This is a genomic window from Streptomyces sp. NBC_01017, assembly GCF_045162795.1.
Taxonomy (GTDB): Bacteria; Actinomycetota; Actinomycetes; order Streptomycetales; family Streptomycetaceae; genus Streptomyces; species Streptomyces machairae.
Window position 1 is genome coordinate 9,694,718 of the sequence record NZ_CP108683.1, and the last position, 17,248, is coordinate 9,711,965.

Annotated in this window: 14 protein-coding genes and 1 pseudogene; 6 read left to right on the forward strand and 9 right to left on the reverse strand. The window is 70.2% G+C overall.

Features of this window, described 5'->3' with window-relative positions:
* Positions 1–31 precede the first annotated feature (31 nt).
* Positions 32–952: a peptidoglycan-binding protein gene (locus tag OG331_RS44355; RefSeq protein ID WP_406208050.1), complete on the reverse strand. Its 921-nt coding sequence runs from the start codon at positions 950–952 to the stop codon at positions 32–34.
* Between the two features lie 129 nt (positions 953–1,081).
* Positions 1,082–2,425 (reverse strand): phosphoribosyltransferase family protein, encoded by a 1,344-nt coding sequence (locus tag OG331_RS44360; protein WP_406208053.1) that lies wholly within the window; start codon positions 2,423–2,425, stop codon positions 1,082–1,084.
* 223 nt (positions 2,426–2,648) lie between these two features.
* Here OG331_RS44360 and OG331_RS44365 point away from each other — a divergent pair.
* Both OG331_RS44365 and OG331_RS44370 read left to right on the forward strand, forming a co-directional pair.
* A pseudogene (locus OG331_RS44365) lies at positions 2,649–2,855 on the forward strand (Type 1 glutamine amidotransferase-like domain-containing protein); the annotation flags it as partial.
* Positions 2,856–3,495: 640 nt separating this feature from the next.
* A complete protein-coding gene (locus OG331_RS44370; protein WP_406208056.1) occupies positions 3,496–4,737 on the forward strand; it encodes an acyl-CoA dehydrogenase family protein in 1,242 nt (413 codons plus the stop codon).
* A gap of 134 nt (positions 4,738–4,871) precedes the next feature.
* Here OG331_RS44370 and OG331_RS44375 read toward each other — a convergent pair whose 3' ends face one another.
* On the reverse strand, positions 4,872–6,116 hold the full coding sequence (locus OG331_RS44375) for an IS110 family transposase (protein ID WP_406190426.1): 1,245 nt from the start codon (positions 6,114–6,116) through the stop codon (positions 4,872–4,874).
* A gap of 437 nt (positions 6,117–6,553) precedes the next feature.
* Here OG331_RS44375 and OG331_RS44380 point away from each other — a divergent pair, with 437 nt between their 5' ends.
* Both OG331_RS44380 and pqqB read left to right on the forward strand, forming a co-directional pair.
* Entirely contained in the window at positions 6,554–6,955 is a 402-nt protein-coding gene (locus tag OG331_RS44380) for an SseB family protein (RefSeq protein WP_406208058.1), read from the forward strand.
* Positions 6,956–7,165: 210 nt separating this feature from the next.
* On the forward strand, positions 7,166–8,017 hold the full coding sequence (gene pqqB, locus OG331_RS44385) for a pyrroloquinoline quinone biosynthesis protein PqqB (protein ID WP_406208061.1): 852 nt from the start codon (positions 7,166–7,168) through the stop codon (positions 8,015–8,017).
* 79 nt (positions 8,018–8,096) lie between these two features.
* On the opposite strand, the gene OG331_RS44390 is transcribed toward pqqB, so the two are convergent.
* From OG331_RS44390 to OG331_RS44415, 6 genes are all read right to left on the reverse strand, one after another.
* Positions 8,097–8,486: a MarR family winged helix-turn-helix transcriptional regulator gene (locus OG331_RS44390; RefSeq protein WP_406208063.1), complete on the reverse strand. Its 390-nt coding sequence runs from the start codon at positions 8,484–8,486 to the stop codon at positions 8,097–8,099.
* Between the two features lie 90 nt (positions 8,487–8,576).
* The gene (locus OG331_RS44395) at positions 8,577–8,927 is read right to left on the reverse strand and encodes a VOC family protein (RefSeq protein ID WP_406208066.1); all 351 of its coding nucleotides are present in this window, start codon (positions 8,925–8,927) and stop codon (positions 8,577–8,579) included.
* 162 nt (positions 8,928–9,089) lie between these two features.
* Entirely contained in the window at positions 9,090–10,121 is a 1,032-nt protein-coding gene (locus OG331_RS44400; protein WP_406208068.1) for a LacI family DNA-binding transcriptional regulator, read from the reverse strand.
* Positions 10,118–11,026 carry a carbohydrate ABC transporter permease gene (locus OG331_RS44405; protein ID WP_406208071.1) on the reverse strand — a complete coding sequence of 303 codons (909 nt, stop codon included), beginning with the start codon at positions 11,024–11,026 and terminating at the stop codon, positions 10,118–10,120. The genes OG331_RS44400 and OG331_RS44405 overlap by 4 nt, the downstream gene beginning before the upstream one ends.
* Positions 11,023–11,997, reverse strand: a complete 975-nt coding sequence (locus OG331_RS44410) for a carbohydrate ABC transporter permease (protein ID WP_406208074.1) — start codon at positions 11,995–11,997, stop codon at positions 11,023–11,025. Before OG331_RS44410 ends, OG331_RS44405 begins: the two co-directional genes overlap by 4 nt.
* The gene (locus OG331_RS44415) at positions 11,994–13,322 is read right to left on the reverse strand and encodes an ABC transporter substrate-binding protein (protein ID WP_406208076.1); all 1,329 of its coding nucleotides are present in this window, start codon (positions 13,320–13,322) and stop codon (positions 11,994–11,996) included. Before OG331_RS44415 ends, OG331_RS44410 begins: the two co-directional genes overlap by 4 nt.
* Before the next feature lie 184 nt (positions 13,323–13,506).
* Here OG331_RS44415 and OG331_RS44420 point away from each other — a divergent pair, with 184 nt between their 5' ends.
* Both OG331_RS44420 and OG331_RS44425 read left to right on the forward strand, forming a co-directional pair.
* Positions 13,507–15,528, forward strand: coding sequence for a beta-galactosidase (locus OG331_RS44420; RefSeq protein WP_406208078.1), 2,022 nt, complete (start codon positions 13,507–13,509; stop codon positions 15,526–15,528).
* A 121-nt stretch (positions 15,529–15,649) separates the two neighbouring features.
* Positions 15,650–17,218, forward strand: coding sequence for an arabinogalactan endo-beta-1,4-galactanase (locus OG331_RS44425; protein WP_406208080.1), 1,569 nt, complete (start codon positions 15,650–15,652; stop codon positions 17,216–17,218).
* The last annotated feature ends 30 nt before the right edge of the window (positions 17,219–17,248 follow it).

The following is a 17,248-nucleotide window of genomic DNA, read 5'->3' on the forward strand; positions in this document are numbered from 1 at the left end:
CCACCCCCATCGGCCGGTTCACCTCCGGTGGTCACGGCTCCGAGGTCTCGGACTCCAGTGAGGTCCGGGTCGCCGTGCCGTAGACGCCGGACTGTTCGCTGAGGATGACGCGCGTGAGCTGGTAGGTACGGACCGAGCCCTCCACCACGCGGTCGTAGTCGCCGTCGATGTCCCCGGCGTAGAGGCCGATCTGCCGCAGGCGCAACTGGAGTTCGGTGACTTCCGGTCCCTCGTCGCCGAGGCGGAGGACCGGGGGCCGACCTTCCACGGCGGTGGGTTCGGGAGCGGGGGCGCTGGTGCCGGCGCCCGCGGTGGAGGGGGCCGTGGTGGGGGAGGAGTCGGCCGGGGTCGCCGAGCTGTCGGTCGGGCGCTTGCTGGGCGAGGATGCCGGGTCCGAAGCCGACGATGCGGTGGCCGTAGCGGCGGACTGTCCCTCGGGGGATGTGCCGTCCTCGGTGGAGCTGTCCGGGACGGGCGGCCGTACGTCGTCGGATGCGGCCCCGGCCCTGGAGGGGCTGTCGTAGAGGTGGAGCCCGCCCAGGACGGCACCGGTCACCAGGACGACCAGGGCGGCGCCCGCTCCGGCGATCAGAAGGGGGCGGTGTTTGCGTGGGGGGTCTTGCAGGGGTTCCGCGTCGAGGGCGGGAGACACGGGGCTGTCATCCGCGTCTCCCGCGTCCCCTTGTGTCGCCAAGTCCCTTGGAATCTCCAAGTCCCTTGCTTCCTGCGGGACTTCCTCCACGATCGCCGGGCCCACCGCCCCGGCATCGTCACCGGGCTCCACGAACGGCCGTATGCGCAGTGGAGCGAAGTCCTCCGCAGCCGCCGCCTCAGCCGTGCGCGCGTCGCGGCGGGCGTCGGAGGCGAGGCGGGCGCAGGAGCAGGCCGGAGTTCCGTCCGATGCCCGGGGTGTGTCGCACTCCGGGCAGACGGGGCCGTTCGGTTCGCTCACGTGAGGTCCCTCTCCGTGCAGGATCCTGAGTCCAGGCATATGTCCTGCACATAATCTCCATCCCCGTGTGCGTGGGTGGAACCGGGGCCTCCGGACCGACCGGATCAAGCCGCGCGGGGACAGAGGTCGCTACTGGGACCGGCGCGGCGACGTCCCCGCGGTGGGCCGGTCGAGGTGGGCGGTGAACCAGTCGCGGGCCAGTTCGGCGACGGTGGTCAGGGTGCCGTGTTCCTCGAAGAGGTGGGTGGCGCCCGGGACGACGGCGATCCGGTGCTCGCAGTGCATCCGGTCGGCGGCCAGGCGGTTGAGGCTGAGCACCTGGGTGTCGCGGCTGCCGACGACGAGCAGGGTCGGCGCCCGCAGGCGGGTCAGCGCCGCCGGGGTCGCCAGGTCGGGCCGGCCGCCACGGGAGACCACGGAGCGGATGCCGGAGCGGGACAGCGCGGCGGCCTCCAGCGCCGCGGCGGCCCCGGTACTGGCCCCGAAGTAGGCGACGGGCAGACCGGTTTCACTGCGCAGCCACAGGGACGCGGCGTGCAGGCGGCGGGCGAGCAGGAAGATGTCGAAGACGTTGTGCCGGTCGTGCGCCTCGTCGTCGCTGAGCAGATCGAGCAGCAGTGTGGCCAGGCCGGCGCGGTTGAGGGCGGAGGCGACGTAACGATTGCGCGGGCTGTGCCGGCCGCTGCCGCTGCCGTGCGCGAACGCCACGGCCGCGGGTGCCCCGTCCGGCACGACCAGGTGGGCGCCCAGCCGGGCCCCCGCGGCGGGGATCAGCACATCCCGGCTCGGCCCCGATGAGGATGCCCCCTCGGGGGACTGCCCGGCGGAGGAGCGCGGCGCGCGGGCGGCCTCGGCGAGCAGGTACGTGACCTCGGCGTCCGAGGTCTGGGCGAAGTTCCGGTACCAGGCGCCCACCGAGCCGAGGGCCCGCAGCGGCTGCGGACACACCACCTCGTCGGCGGCCCGCCGCAGCCGGGCCATGCTGTGGGTGGGCCCGACGGGCACGGCGAGCACGACCCGGGACGCGCCCTGGCCCCGTACGACCCGACAGGCCGCCTCGGCCGTGGCACCGGTGGCAACCCCGTCGTCCACCACGACCGCGACACGTCCGGCGACCGGCAGCGCGGCCCGGCCCTGCCGGTACTCGTGCACACGCCGGTCCAGCTCGGCCCGCTCCGCTCGCTCCACGGCGTCCTGCTCGGCGGAGTCCAGCCCCGCCTCGCTGATCACGTCCTGGTTGAGGACACGGACCCCGTGCTCGCCGATCGCACCGAACCCCCACTCCGGCTGCCGGGGCACGCCCAGCTTGCGCACCACCAGCACATCAAGCGGGGCGCCGAGATGCCGGGCCACTTCGGCCGCCACGGGCATCCCGCCGCGCGGCAGCCCCAGCACCACCACGTCCTGACCGCGCCACTCCTCCAGCGCCTCGGCCAGCAGCCGCCCCGCCGCCCTGCGATCGTCGTACCGCATACGTCGCCTCCCGCGCCCACGAGGGGGGGAGCCTGTCCTTACCTCTTCAGGCTACGACTGTTCGCCCGCCGTGGACGGATGCGTGCCGACCGTGTGCGGACGGCTCACGCACGAAGCCTCACGCGCAGTCGCCCCCTTCGCGAGCAGGGCCGATTTCGATTGCGCTCGCCGCCCGGACCGCGGCATCGTTCCCGCACACTTCCCGGCCGCGAGGAGGTCCACGGTGCCCGACGTTCCGCCCCGCCGCCTGGCCCTCCTCGGAGGCGGCTTCTCCACCGAGGACGACGGTCTGCTCGACGACTGGCTCCTCGGACAGGCGCGCACACCTCGGCCCAAGGTCTGCTTCCTGCCGACCGCTAGCGGAGACGCCCTCGCCTACACGGAGAGGTTCCTGACCGCGTTCCGGACGCGCCCCTCCTGCGCTCCCTCCGGAGCGGACCGGCTTCTGTGGGAGGCCTACGAGCGCTACCCGCCGGGTGGGCCCATCTGCTGTTCGTGGAGGGGCAGCCCACGGCGTGGGCCGAGGAGAGGGAGCGTCTCGCGGAGCGTGGCTGCCGGGACGCGCTCGGTGTTCGAGGGGTCTTCCGCGAGCTGATTCCCGGTCGCGACTACTTGCCGGCCGGGCCCGCCAGTGGGCCGGGCAGGACCGTGTGTGGTCGGACGTGGTCGCCGAGTTCGGAGAGCCCTCGGCGCTGTTCGGTGGAAGCAATCCGCTGTACGGCAAGACACTCGGCTACCTCACTGGAGACACGGCCCGGCCGATCGTCCATTTCCACCTCTGGAACGGCGGCCCGAACGGCGACGAACCGTCGTGGCCGCCCGCGCACGAGGAACCGCTCCTGTTTGCCGTCCGCTTCGGCGACGGCCCGTTTCGCGAGACCTTCACCTTCACCCGGAAGGCCGTCGGCTGCGGCCGGCCGCGGAAGGGTGGTGCTGAGCCGGTTCCGGCGGGGGCCCCGGCAGCTTGGCGATTTCCGGTCGGTACCGGTGCACGGTTGCCGTGTTCAATCACTTGGTATCGCGTCACGCATCACGGCACGAACGGACGGCCCCACACGTCAGGAGGCATCGTGATCGCCGCGCCCGAGCCCGGACTGACCGAACGTGACATCGTCGAACGGGCTGTGAACCTGCGGCCCGTGCTGCTGGAGCGTCAGCCGGAGACCGAACGGCTGACGCACTACCCCAAGGACACACACGACGACTTCCTGCGGGCCGGCTTCTACCGGATGCTCCAGCCGCGCCGGTACGGCGGCTACGAGTTCGGCCTGCCCGCCTTCTACCGCGTGGTCACCGAGATCGCCCGCGGCTGCCCCTCCACCGGCTGGGCCCTGTCGCTCACGGCCGCCCACGTCCTCCAGGTCGCCACGGTCTTCGAGGAGCGGGCGCAGGATGAGATCTTCGGTGCCGACGGCGACTTCCGTGCCGCGTCCACCGTCGCGCCCATCGGTGTCGCCCGACCCGACGGCGACGGCCATGTCGTCCTCGACGGCACCTGGCCGTACTCCTCGGGCGCCCCCTACTCCACGCACTACGTCGGCCAGACCCTGCGCGCCCCCGACCGCCCAGGCGCCACGCCCGGACCTCCGGTGCTGTTCGTCGCCCCGCGCTCGGTGTGGACGGTGCTCGACGACTGGCACGGCGTCCTGGGCCTGCGGGGCAGCGGCTCCAACAGCATCCACATGGAGCAGGCGCGCATCCCCGCGTACCTCACCCGTGAGGCGAGCCTGCTCGACCTGCCCGTCGAGGGCGGCAGCTTCGGCTCCGCACTGCACGGCAACCCCATGTACGCCGGGCGGGCGCCGAGCTTCTTCCACGGCGAGCTGGCCGCCATCATGATCGGCACCGCCTACGCCGCCGCCGACGAGTACGCCCGGGTCGTCGCCGACCGCCCCCTGATCCTCGAACCCGGCCGTACCCGGGCCGAACTCCACGACTACCAGCGGCACCTCGGCGAGGCGCTCGGAGTCATCCACACGGCCGAAGCAGCGTTGCAACGCACCGCCGGGGAATGGATGGAGACCTGCCACCGCAACGCCACCGGCGGCCCGCCGTTCACCACCGCCGAGGACAACCGCCTCGCCCTCATGTTCCTGAACGCGGGCCGCATGACCTGGGACGTCCTCCAAGGCAGCCTCTTCCGCACCGCCGGCTCCAGGCACGCGCGCGATGGCGAGCGGATGCAGCGCTACTTCCGGGATGCGGCCACGTACTGGACCCACGTGGGTCCCAGCATGGCCGAGCCCCTCGCCCGCCGCGTCGGCTGCGACCGCCTGGGGCAGTCGTCCGCCCACATCCCGTTGATCCCCTGAGCCCTCCGCCGCGCGTTCCCCTGCGACGGACCCCTCTGACACGTAAATACATGCAGGTCAGGGCGTTTTCGGGCAGGGGTGGTGACCGGGCGGTGGTGATGCGAGGGCCGTCCGGTGTCTGGGTGGACGGAGTTTCAGGCCGCGCTGTTCATCGGGTCGAGGGTGACCCGGTAGCCGAGCTGGTTGAGCTGGCCGACTGCTTTGCGGGCGGCGCGTTCGGGGTCGCGCTGGGTGAAGTAGGTGCCGCCGAGTTCGTGGTAGGGCCGTTGGTCGGTGAGCATGTGCCAGATCGCGGTGATGATCGAGTGTTCGATGGCGACCAGGGCCTTCATCGGGCCCCGGCGGGCGGTCAGGCGTCGGTAGCGGGCCTGGAGATAGGTGTCTTTGGTTCTCACCGCACCGAACGCGGCCAGGCCCAGGGCGCCTTTGAGATGCGGGTTTCCGGGCCGGACCTTGGTGGTCTTGCTCCGGCCGGCGGAGGAGTGATGGCCGGGGCAGACGCCGGCCCAGGAGGCGAGATGCTTGTCACTGGCGAAGCGGCTCATGTCGCCGCCGGTCTCGGCGACGATCACTTCGGCGGTGGTTTGGTTGACACCCGGGATGGTGTCCAGGAGTTCCAGGACGGGCCGAAAGGGAGACATCGCCTCCGCGATCCTCGTGTTCAGCGTGTCGAGCGCGGTCGTGAGGTGGTCGTAGTGGTCGAGGTGGACGCGGGCCAGGAAGCCGTGGTGTTCGCGAAAACGCCCGGTCAATGCCTCGGTGAGCTCGGGAATCTTGTTGCGGAGGCGACGCTTGGCCAGGTCGGCGAGCGCGTGCGGGTCGTCCTGACCGGCGATCAGAGCCTCCAGCATCGCCCTGCCGGAGACACCCATGATGTCGGCGGCGACCGCGGAGAGTTTGATCCCGGAGTCTTCCAGCATCTTCTCCAGCCGCTGGACGATCTGTCCGCGGGTGCGGGTGAGTTGAGTGCGCATCCGGGTCAGATCCCGCAGTTCGCGGATCGGCTGCGGCGGCACGAACGAAGCCCGCACCAGGCCGTGCGCCCCGAGTTGGGCCAGCCAGGCCGAGTCCGAGACATCAGTCTTGCGGCCGGGCAGGTTCTTGACCTCCCGCGCGTTGACCAGCATCACATTCAAGTCCTCGGAGAGCAGGAAGTAGAAGGGCTTCCAGTAGTCCGACGTCGCTTCCATCACTACCAGCGTCACGCCTGCCGCCACCAGATGATCACGCAGTTCAAGGACCGAGTTGGTGGTCGCACCCCAGGTAGTGATCTCACTGGTGAACGTTCCCCGGCGTTTGCCACCCGGCGTCCGCACGCAGACCTTGGCGTCCTTCTTGCTGATATCCATCCCCGCGCACCGCTCGTGCAGCACATCCATGGTCCCGTTCCCCTTCCGGCCGAGCAGACAGTCCACAGGAACTGCCCGCTCCGGGAGGGCCAGGGCAAATCAGGAATCTGACACCCGTGCTCACAGCAACACTCCACGGTTCCCGTGGACGGCCCTCAGCACCATGCTGACCAACGAGCTGCACAGCATCACAGAGGAGTCGGTTTCGACCGGAACGACCAGCCCACGATCATGCTCGCGGCCATCGCACCAACCCGGCAGAGCGCGCGAGAAGCACCCGCAGCACACCACACCATTTACCACGCCCCCGGCGCGCACCGAAGGTGCGCTGGGTTGCTGACCAGCATTCCCATCCCCTGCACGCCAATAGGAATGCTCCGGTCCGGATCGGGTACGCGAGCAGGGCCGCACCAGGGTCGATCACGTCCCGGGCGGCCCGCATTACCGCCGCTACCAGGGGATCTGCCATGGAGACACCAGCGAACGACAACACCGCCACACCGGCCCGGCGTGCGCTGGACGCGCTGGCCGGGAACAGCGAGGACGCGACGGCGATGGACACGCTCGCGAGCAGCGACGTCCTCGTCCCCGTCCCCGACGACGCCAATGAGCAGGACGCCATCGACCCCGGCGCCGTGGCGCTGCCGGTCATCGAGCGGCCGGGCGGCGAGCCGGTCGTCCCCGTCTTCACTTCCGAGCCCGCGATGGCCGAGCTGCTGCCCTTCGTCTCCCGCTACCGCCTGGTACCGCTGGGCGCACTCGCCTCGCAGTGGCCGTCCGAGGACCTGGCCCTGAGCATAGACGCCGGCTCCTCACACCCGCTGACCCTGACGTCGGAGGGGGTGCGGACCCTGCTGGCGCGGCCCTAGCGCCGACGACGATCGGCCGTACAGCGCCGTCGACGAAGTGAACACATGAAGGGGACGAGTGGCACCCGAGCCGCTCGTCCCCTTTGTGTCGCCGGTGAAGACCGGCCGGTGAAGGTCGGCCGGAACTGCTCCCCGCCTCAGGGTGCTTCGGCCGTGCGGAGAGGGAAGATCCCACCGGGAGGGCCGACGCGAAAAGGGTGGGGGGTCGTCTTGAGGTTCGTCCTGCTCGGTACCGCCGCCGGAGGCGGATTCCCACGGTGGAACTGTGCCTGCGCGCGATGCGCCGCCGCCCGCGACGGCAAGCTGCCCGCCCGCGGCCCGGAATGCGCGGCCGTCACCGGCAACTCCCGCGACTGGTGGCTGCTGAACACCTCGCCCGACATCCGCACCCAGCTCACCGCGGCCTCCGCCCTGTGGCCCAGCCCTCGGCACACTCCCGTACGGGGAGTGCTGCTGACCGACGCCGAGGCCAATCACGTGGCGGGCCTGTCCGTGCTGCGTGATGTGCCCGGACTCAAGACATACGCGTCCCCGCCCGTCCTCGCCGCCCTGGCCCCGGCGCGGGCGGCCCTCGACCGTCACGACCCGTGGGAGTGGGCGGACAGTCTGACGGAGGGCGGGTTCGTGCTGGCCGGCGGCCTGGTCGTCACGGCGCACCCCGTCGCCGGGGCACCTCCGGCGTACGTCCCGGCCCGGGCGTCCGACGAACGCTGGGTGACGGCGTACCGCGTCGAGGACCTGGCGACCGGCTGCGTACTCGTGTACGCGCCCCGCGTGCACACCTGGAGCCCAATGCTGGACGACCTGATCGAGACGGCCGACTGCGTCGTCATGGACGGCACGCACTTCGCGGCGGACGAGACGCCGCAGGCCGGGCGCCGACTGTGCGTCTCGGGACCGGCCGGCAGCCTCGCCGCCCTGGAACGGCACCCGCACGCGCGCCGGATCTACACCCACCTGACCGACACGAACCCCCTGCTCGACCCCGCCTCGGCGGCTCGTGCGCAGGTGACCGAGGCGGGCGTGGAAGTGCTTCCGGACGGGGCCGAGTTCGTGATCTAACGGCCCGATGCCCGATGCCCGATGCCCGATGCCCGATGCCCGATGCCTGACGCCGGTAGTCCGACGTCCGACTCCGGCCTCAGTCGCTCAGCATCCGCGCCAGCGCGTCCCGCTGCAGCGGGAGCACCTCGGCGTGCAGGTCACGCCCCTTGCGGGTGAGGGCGACGTACACGCCGCGCCGGTCCTCCGCGCAGACGGATCGCTCCACCAGGCCGTCCTTCTCCAGCCGCCCTATCAGCCGGGACAGGGCGCTCTGGCTGAGATGGACCCGTCCGACCAGGTTCTGCACCCGGCACTGCTCGCCCTCCTTGGGGGCCGCTGTCGCGAGGATGTCGAGTACCTCGAAGTCGCTCGCGCCCAGGCCGTGCGGATGCAGCACGCGGTCGATCTCGCACATCGTGCGCGCGTGCACCGAGAGGATGTCCCGCCAGCGTTCCTCGAGCCCGGCGTCGGCCGTCTTCACTGCCATACCTGGCACGGTAGCACCGATCCGGCCATTTGTTGCCTGTGCAACTAGTGCGCGCGCAACGGAATCGTGGGCAGGCTTCGGGGGCGGGTCTCAGCCGGTCACGTCCTGAAGCAGCCCGACGAGATTGCCATCCGCGTCCTTCACGGAGGCGATCAGCCGGCCGCCACCGACGTCGTGGACGTCCTGCAGTGCCTCGGCACCTGCCTCCAACAGGGCGGCGAGGGTCGTCCTGATGTCGTCGACGTGCCAGTAGGGGACCGGACCGGTCATGCCCTTCGCGTGTCCGTTGGGGTCGAGGCCGACGTCCTGTCCGGCGTCCTTGAAGCCGACGTAGTACGGCTCGTCCGCATACGGTTCCGTGCCCAGCAGGGCCTTGAACAGGGCCTTCGCCCCGTCCAGGTCCTTGACGGGGTAGATGATCGTGTTGACTCCGGCGGTCATGACGCCCTCCTGTCGTGAAGTGTGCTCGACGGTTTCGTCGGTGGTTTCACGCTAGGGCGGGGGAGTCCGGGGCCGCTTCTTCATTCCTGACCGGTCGCGGACGGAGGGTGCGCTGCACGGCCGCGTCGCCGTGCGGCCCGCCCCCGCGGCCCGCTCACGCGACTACGTCGACTCCCGCTTCACCAGCACCGTCGGCAGGATCACCGCAGCCGGGTCCTCGCCGCCGATCTGCGCGAGCAGCAGCCGCACCATCTCGGCGCTGATGCGGTCGTAGGGCTGGTGGATCGTCGTGAGGGCCGGGGTGGCCTCCGTCGCCGCGGCGGAGTCGTCGAAGCCGCCGACGGCCACGTCCTCGGGCACCCGGCGGCCGGCCCGGTGGAGCGCGGCCAGGGCGCCCTGGGCCATCAGGTCGGACGCCACGAACAGGGCGTCCAGGTCGGGGGCCTGTGCCAGCAGCCGCTCGGTGCCCGCCTCGCCACTCGCACGGCTGTAGTCGCCGGAGACGATCAGCCGCTCGTCGATCTCGACGCCCGCCTCCGTGAGCACCTCCTTGTAGCCGGCGAGTCGGTCGACACCGCCCGGCGTGTCCAGCGGACCGCTCACCACCCCGATCCGGCGGCGGCCCACGGACAGCAGGTGGCGCACCATGTCACGGGCCCCGTCCCGGTCGTCCGCCGCCACGTAACTCACCTTGGAGCCGGGCCCCATGGGCTTGCCGCACTGGACGAGCGGCACACCGGCCTCGCGCAGTTCCTCGGCGACCCGGTCTCCGGAGTGGCTGGACACCAGCAGCACCCCGTCGACGTGCCCGGCCGTGATGTACCGCGTGATGCGCCGCCGTTCGTCCTTCGTGCCCGCCAGCATCAGCAGCAAGGGGATGTCGTGCGCGGCCAGCGCCTGCGTGCAACCGCTCAGCAGGACATTGAAGTTGGGGTCCTCGAAGAACCTCTCCTGCGGTTCGGTCAGCAGGAAGCCGATCGAGTCCGACCGCCCCGTGATCAGTGAGCGGGCATGCCGGTTGACGACGTAACCCGTCTTGCGGATCGCCGCGTTGACCGCCTCCTGCGCGGTCGGGCTGACGTAGTGCCCGCCGTTGAGCACGCGCGAGACCGTGCCCCGTGAGACTCCGGCCTCGCGCGCCACGTCGTGGATCGTCGGCGGCCTGCGTCGGCCCCCCGTGTTGCTCATGGTCATGACTTTACGGCCCCGGAGAGCAGGTCCAGGCTCCAGAACCGCTGGATGACCAGGAAGAGCGCGACCAGCGGGAACACCGCGAGGAACGCGCCGGTGATCACCAGCGTGTACAGGGCCGGGGTGTTGGCGCCCTGTTCGAGGAGCGTGTACAGACCGAGCGTGATCGGGAACTTCTCGTCGTCGCTGAGCATGATGTACGGCAGCAGGAAGTTGTTCCAGATCGCCACGAACTGGAACAGGAACACCGTCACCATGCCGGGCACCATCATCGGCAGCGCGACCCGCGTGAAGATCCGCCACTCGCTCGCCCCGTCCATCCGCCCGGCCTCGACCACATCGGAGGGGACCGCGGCGGCCGCGTAGATCCGCGAGAGGTAGACGCCGTACGGCGAGAGGATCTGCGGCAGCAGCACCGACAGGTACGAGTCCGTGAGATCGGCCTTCGCGAGCAGCAGGTACTGGGGGATGGCGAGGATGACCGGCGGCATCAGCACGCCCGCCAGCAGCACGTTGAAGATCGTCTCGCGGCCCGGGAAGCGGTAGATGGCGAGCGCGTAGCCGCTGAACGCCGAGACGACCGCCGACAGCAGGGCGCCGAGACCGGCGTACAGGGCGGAGTTGCCCATCCACTCCCAGTAGACGCCGTCGCGGTAGGCGCTCAGGTCCGCGAAGTTGTCGGCGAAGCCCGTGCCCGGCAGGAAGGTGAACGTGGAGAACAGCTCGCTGCCGGACTTCGTCGCCGCGATCACCACCCAGGCGACCGGCAGCAGGCAGTACACCGCGCCGAGCAGCAGCGTGACCGTCGGGACGAGCGCGATCCGGCGGCGCAGTGGCGGGCGGCTCTGCGCGGTGCCGGGGGCCGTGTCGGTGGCCGGCCCGGTCTTGCTCACAGCAAGAGAACTCATCGTGCTGCCTCCTGCTTGTTACGACGGTTCGCGGCTCGCAGAAAGCCGAAGGACAGCAGCAGCGTCGCCAGGGCGATGATCGTGGCCTGGGCGGCCGCCGCGTGGATGTCGCCCTTGCCGAAGGCGTCCTGGTACACCTTCATCAGCGGACTCCACGTCGTGGACACGGAGTTGGTGAGCGGCTTGAGGGTGGTCGGCTCGTTGAACACCTGGAGCGTGGCGATGATCGAGAAGAAGAAGGTCAGCACCAGCGAGGGCGCCACCATCGGGATCTTGATCCGCAGTGCGATCTGCAGCGGCGTGGCACCGTCCAGCTCGGCCGCCTCGTACACCTCGGCCGGGATGGCCTGCAGCGAGGTGTAGATGACGATCATGTTGAAGCCGGTGCCGCCCCAGACCGCGATGTTCGACAGGGCGAGATAGAGCGGTCCGCCGTCCAGCAGGTCCGGCTGCGGCAGTCCCAGCCTGTCGAGCACGAAGTAGAACGGGCTGACGTCCGGCAGATACAGAAAGCCCCACAGCAGCGCGGCCACCACGCCCGGGACGGCGTACGGCAGGAAGATCGCGAGCCGGGTGAACGGCGCCAGCCGCACCTTCTCGGAGTCGAGCATCAGCGCGAACAGCAGGGCGAGGCCCAGCATCACCGGCACCACGATGCAGCCGTAACCGAGCACGCGCAGCGCGCCGTTCAGCAACTCGCTGTCGGTGACGGCGTCGGTGTAGTTCTCCAGGCCGGCCCAGACCTCCTTGCGGGCGCCGGAACCGAGCCCGAGTCCGGAGACCTGCACCTTGCGGAAGCTGAGCCAGATCGCGTAGCCGATGGGCAGGGCGAAGAAGAGCAGGAAGAGGACGCCTGCGGGGAGGAGGAAAAAGTAGGGGGCGCTTCGCGCTCGTTTGAGGGTGGTGGTGGGAGACGGGTGGGCGTACGGGGCCCCCTTCACCCCGTACGCCCTCCGGCTTGTGCTGGTCACTCGGAGACCTCGAAGCCCTGCTTCTTCAGGTCGGCGACCGTGTCGTCCTGCATGGACTTCAGGGCGGCGACGAAGTCCGACTTGTTCTTGGCGGCGGAGCCGAAGGCGTCCTTGAAGGTCGTGTAGGCGACGTTCACGTTCGGGCCCCAGGCCGACGGAGCCGTGGTCTCGGCGATCTCGGAGGCCTTCGTGTAGAAGTCGGGCTGGTTGGGGAAGTAGTCCGGCGGCGTGGTGAACGCGCCGCTGAGCTGGGCCGAGGTGGAGGCCGGGTAGATGCCGCTCTCCTTGGCGAGCGCGTTGAGGGCATCGCCGTCGGTGTTCAGCCAGGCGGCGAACTTCGCTGCGGCCGCCTTCTGCTCGGAGTCGGTGGTGACGGCGGTGGAGGAACCGCCCCAGCTGCCGGTGACGTTGTCCGAGTCGGACCACTGGGGGAGCGGGGCCATGGCCCACTTGCCCTTGGTGTCGGGCGCGGCCGTGGTCAGGGTGCCCGGGGCCCACACGGCGCTGACCCAGGCGATCTGCTTGCCGGTGTTGAGCGCCTTGTTCCAGGCCGGCGTGTACATCGGCTGGTTGTCCACGGCGCCCTCCTTGACGAGGTCGCCCCAGAACTCGGCGACCTTCTGGGAGGCCGCGTCGTTGATGCCGACCTTCCACTTGTCGCCGGAGGCCGTCCACCACTTGGCGCCGGCCTGCTGGGCCAGGCCCGCGAAGAGGCCGGAGTCATTGGCGGAGAAGGTGGTCAGATCCTTGTCCGGGGCCTTCTTCTTCAGCGTGCGGGCGGTCTCGGCGAACTCGTCCCAGGTGGCCGGGACCTTCAGGTCGTACTGCTTGAAGAGGTCCTCGCGGTAGTAGAACATCATCGGCCCGATGTCCTGCGGGACCGCGTAGACCGCGTCCGTGCCCAGCGTCGTCTGCTGCCAGACACCGTCGGCGAACTTGCCCTTCGCGTCGCCGACCTCGCCCGCTATGTCGGCGACCGCGTCATTGCTGACCAGCGTCGGCAGTGCCTGGTACTCGGCCTGGACCAGGTCGGGCGCCTTGCCCGCCTTGTGGGCGGTGAGGATCTTGGTGACCAGCGTGTCGCCGGACGCCTGCTTCTTCACCGTGACCGTGATCTGGTCCTTCTTGCCCTGGCCCTGGTTCCACAGGTCGACGACCTTGTCCATCCCGGGCGTCCAGGTCCAGTACGTCAGCGAGACCGGCCCCGACGGGTCGTCACTGGCGTCTTCGGAGCCGCAAGCGGCGAGGGCGGTGGCGCCGAGCGCGATGGCGACGGACGTGGCTGCGCTTCTGACGAAGAGCCGCCGACGCTTCGTGATGGGCATGGATCTCTCCCCTGACCTGGGGTCTCCGCCTGCCGCGAAGACCTGCCATGCTTCTGTGAGCGTTCACAGTAGAGAAACATCCTGGACACTTGTCAATGATTGTTGCTGTGCGGTTATGTTGGGCTCGCGCCGCCGAGGAAGTGTGTGCACGTTCCCAGCTGATCGATCAATCGGGAGACATTCCATGCCGGAGACCACCCCCAGGGGCCTCACGAGGCTCGCCTTCGGTGGGGACTACAACCCCGAGCAGTGGCCGGAGGACGTCCGGCAGGACGACGTCCGGCTGATGCGGGAGGCCGGCGTCACGATGGTGAGCGTCGGGATCTTTTCCTGGGCCCTGCTGGAACCGTCACCGGGGGCGTACGACTTCGGCTGGCTGGACCGCCTGTTCGACCTGCTCCACGAGAACGGCATCCGTGTCGTCCTGGGCACGCCCACCGTCTGCCCGCCGGTGTGGTTCTACCGCGCCCACCCCGAGGCCCTGCCCGTCACGGCGGAGGGTGTGCGATACGAGTTCGGCTCCCGCGCCGCCATCTGTCACAGCAGCGCCGACTACCGCGCGGCCGCCGTGAGCATCACCACCAAGCTCGCCGAACGCTACGGCGACCACCCGGCGCTCGCGATGTGGCACGTGCACAACGAGTACGGCGTCCCCGTGTCGGCCTGCTACTGCGACTCCTGCGCGGCACACTTCCGGCGCTGGCTGGAGTCGACGTACGGCACGGTCGAGTCCGTCAACGAGGCCTGGGGCACGGCCTTTTGGGGGCAGCGGTACTCCGAGTTGGAGGAGATCAACCCGCCGCGCCGCACGCCGACGGCCGTCAACCCGGCCCAGGCGCTGGACTACAAGCGGTTCGCCGATGCCACCATGCGCGAGAACTTCCGTATGGAGCGGGACATCCTGCACCGCCTCTCACCCGGCGTCCCGGTCACGACGAACTTCATGACGGCCCTGAGCCAGTGCGACTCCGTCGACTACTGGGCCTGGGGCCGCGAGGTCGACATCGTCACCAACGACCACTACCTGATCACCGACGGCCGCCGCACCCACGTCAACCTCGCCATGGCCGCCGACCTCACCCGCTCGGTCGCCGGGGGAGCGCCCTGGATCCTGCTGGAGCACTCCACCTCGGGCGTCAACTGGCAGCCCCTCAACCCCGCCAAGGCCCCCGGCCAGATGGCACGCAACTCCCTCGCCCACGTCGCACGCGGCTCCGAGGGCGCCATGTTCTTCCAGTGGCGGCAGTCCCGGCGCGGCGCCGAGAAGTTCCACTCGGCGATGGTCCCGCAGGGCGGCACCGGCACACGCGTGTGGCGTGAGGTCGTCGAACTCGGCGCCGCCCTCGACTCGTTGGGCCCCGTGCGCGGCACCCGCACGCAGGCCGACGTGGCGATGCTGTGGGACTGGCACTCCTGGTGGGCGCAGACCCTCGACTGGCGCCCCAGCGAGGAGCACGACCCGCGCGAACGCGCCGACGCCTTCTACGAGGCGCTCTACGACCGCCACCTCACCGTCGACTTCGCCCACCCCGAAGCAGACTTGTCGAGGTATCCCCTTGTCGTCGTACCGGCCTCGTACCTGATGACCGAGGCGGCCGGGCACAACCTCACGGAGTACGTCGAGAACGGCGGCACCCTCGTCGTGTCGTACTTCTCCGGCATCGTCGACGAGCACGACGCCGTGCACGAGGGCGCCTACCCCGGGCCGCTGCGGGACGTCCTCGGCCTGACCGTCGAGGAGTTCTCGCCGCTGCTCCAGGACCAGCTGGTGCGCATCACCGGCCCCGACGGCTCCGAGCTCAGCGGCGACGTGTGGAGCGAGTTCGTCGTCCCGCGCGGCGCCGAGACCGTCTGGACGTACGCCGACGGCCTGACCGCCGGCCACCCCGCCGTCACCCGGCACCGCCTCGGTGAGGGCACCGCCTGGTACGTCTCCACCCGCCTGGGCGCCGAGGGCCTCGACGCGCTGCTGGGCTGGGCGATCGAGGACGCGCAGGTCGCTCCGCGTGTCGACCTGCCCCGCGATGTCGAGGTCGTGCGCCGTGACGGCGAGTCGGGCAGCTACCTGTTCGCGATCAACCACACCGCGTCGGACACCAAGGTGCCGCTGGAGGCGCCCGGCACCGAGCTGCTGACCGGCGAACGAGCCGCGGGCCGCCTCGAGGTCCCCGCGGGAGCCGTGCGGGTCGTGCGACTCGACGGCTGAGCCGACTCCCCTCCGCCCGCGCGTGCCACGAGCCGCGGGCGGAGGGGCTCCTCACCGCAGTTTCCCCACCGCGGCGGTGAGGGATCTCCATCCCCATACGTCGAAGGGACGACGGACGACGATGTTCCATCCCAGACGCACCCTCCGAGCCCTGCTGCTGCCGCTCGCCGCGGGACTCGCCCTCACCGCCCTGCCCCCGCAGACCGCTGCGGCGGCGAGCACGCTCACCAACGGCGGCTTCGAGTCCGACGGCGCCGGCACCGCGACCCCGGCCGGCTGGTCCACGTACTCGGCGGCCGGCCAGAGCGCGGCCTCCTTCACCGAGGCCGGTGGCCACGGCGGGAGTTACCGGCTGACCCACTGGGCGTCCTCCGCCTACAAGGTGGAGACGTACCAGCACCTGTCCGGGCTGACCAACGGGAGTTACCGGCTCACCGCCTGGGTCCGCTCCGGTGGTGGCCAGAACTCGGCGTACATAGCGCTGAAGAACTGCGGCGGCGCCGAGCAGCGCACCGACCTTCCGGTCTCGGCGAGCGGCTGGATCCGTATCGTCGTGCCGGTCGCTGTGACCACGAACCAGTGCACCATCAGCATCAACAGTGACGCGAACGCGGGCAACTGGATCAATGTCGACGACCTGACCTTCGCGTCCGGCACGGGCGGCACGTCGATCCACGGCGCCGACATCTCCTCCCTCGCCAAGAGCGAGGCCAAGGGCGGCGTCTACAGGACCGGCTCCGGCACGACCGGCGACGCGATCGCCATCCTGAAGAACGCCGGCATGAACTACGCGCGCCTGAAGGTCTGGGTCAATCCGGCCGACGGCTACAACAACAAGACGCGCGTGCCGGCCATGGCCAAGCGCGTCAAGGCGGCCGGCATGAAGCTGCTGGTCGACTTCCACTACTCGGACACCTGGGCCGACCCGGGCGCCCAGAGCAAGCCGGCCGCCTGGGCCGGTCACTCGTACAGTCAGCTCAAGACCGACGTGTACAACCACACCTACGACGTGTTGAACGCGTTGAAGGCCCAGGGCACCACGGCCGACATGGTGCAGGTGGGCAACGAGATCAACGGCGGCATGCTGTGGTCCGAGGGCTCCACGGACAACTGGTCGCAGCTCGCCGGTCTGCTCAACTCCGGCTATGACGCGGTCAAGGCGGTCAACTCGGCCACCACCGTCGCGCTGCACCTCGCCAAGGGCGGAGACCTGTCCGGCACCCGCTGGTGGTTCGACAGCGCCGTCGCGAACGGCGTGAAGTTCGACGCGATCGGCCTGTCCTACTACGGCTACTGGCACGGCTCGCTCCACGACTTCCAGACGACCTTGGACGACGCGGCCGCCCGCTACGGCAAGCCGGTCTTCGTCGCCGAGACGGCCTACCCGTTCCGGCTGGACAGCGAGGATTCGCACGAGGAGATCATCAACACCACCGGCGAACTCGTCTCCGGCTACCCGGCGAACACGGCCGGGCAGCGCCGCTGGATGAACGACGTGACGAGCATCGTGGAGGCCGTCCCGAACGGCCGTGGCCTCGGAGTCTTCTATTGGGAGGCGACCTGGACCGCCGTCACCGGCAACGGCTGGGACCCGACCGACGCCTCCTCCGGCAACGGCTGGGAGAACCAGGCCCTGTTCGGCTACGACGACACGGCCCTGTCGTCGATGGCGTGGTTCAGCCATCGATGACGCCTTGAGTCCGTTGAATTCGTGACAGCG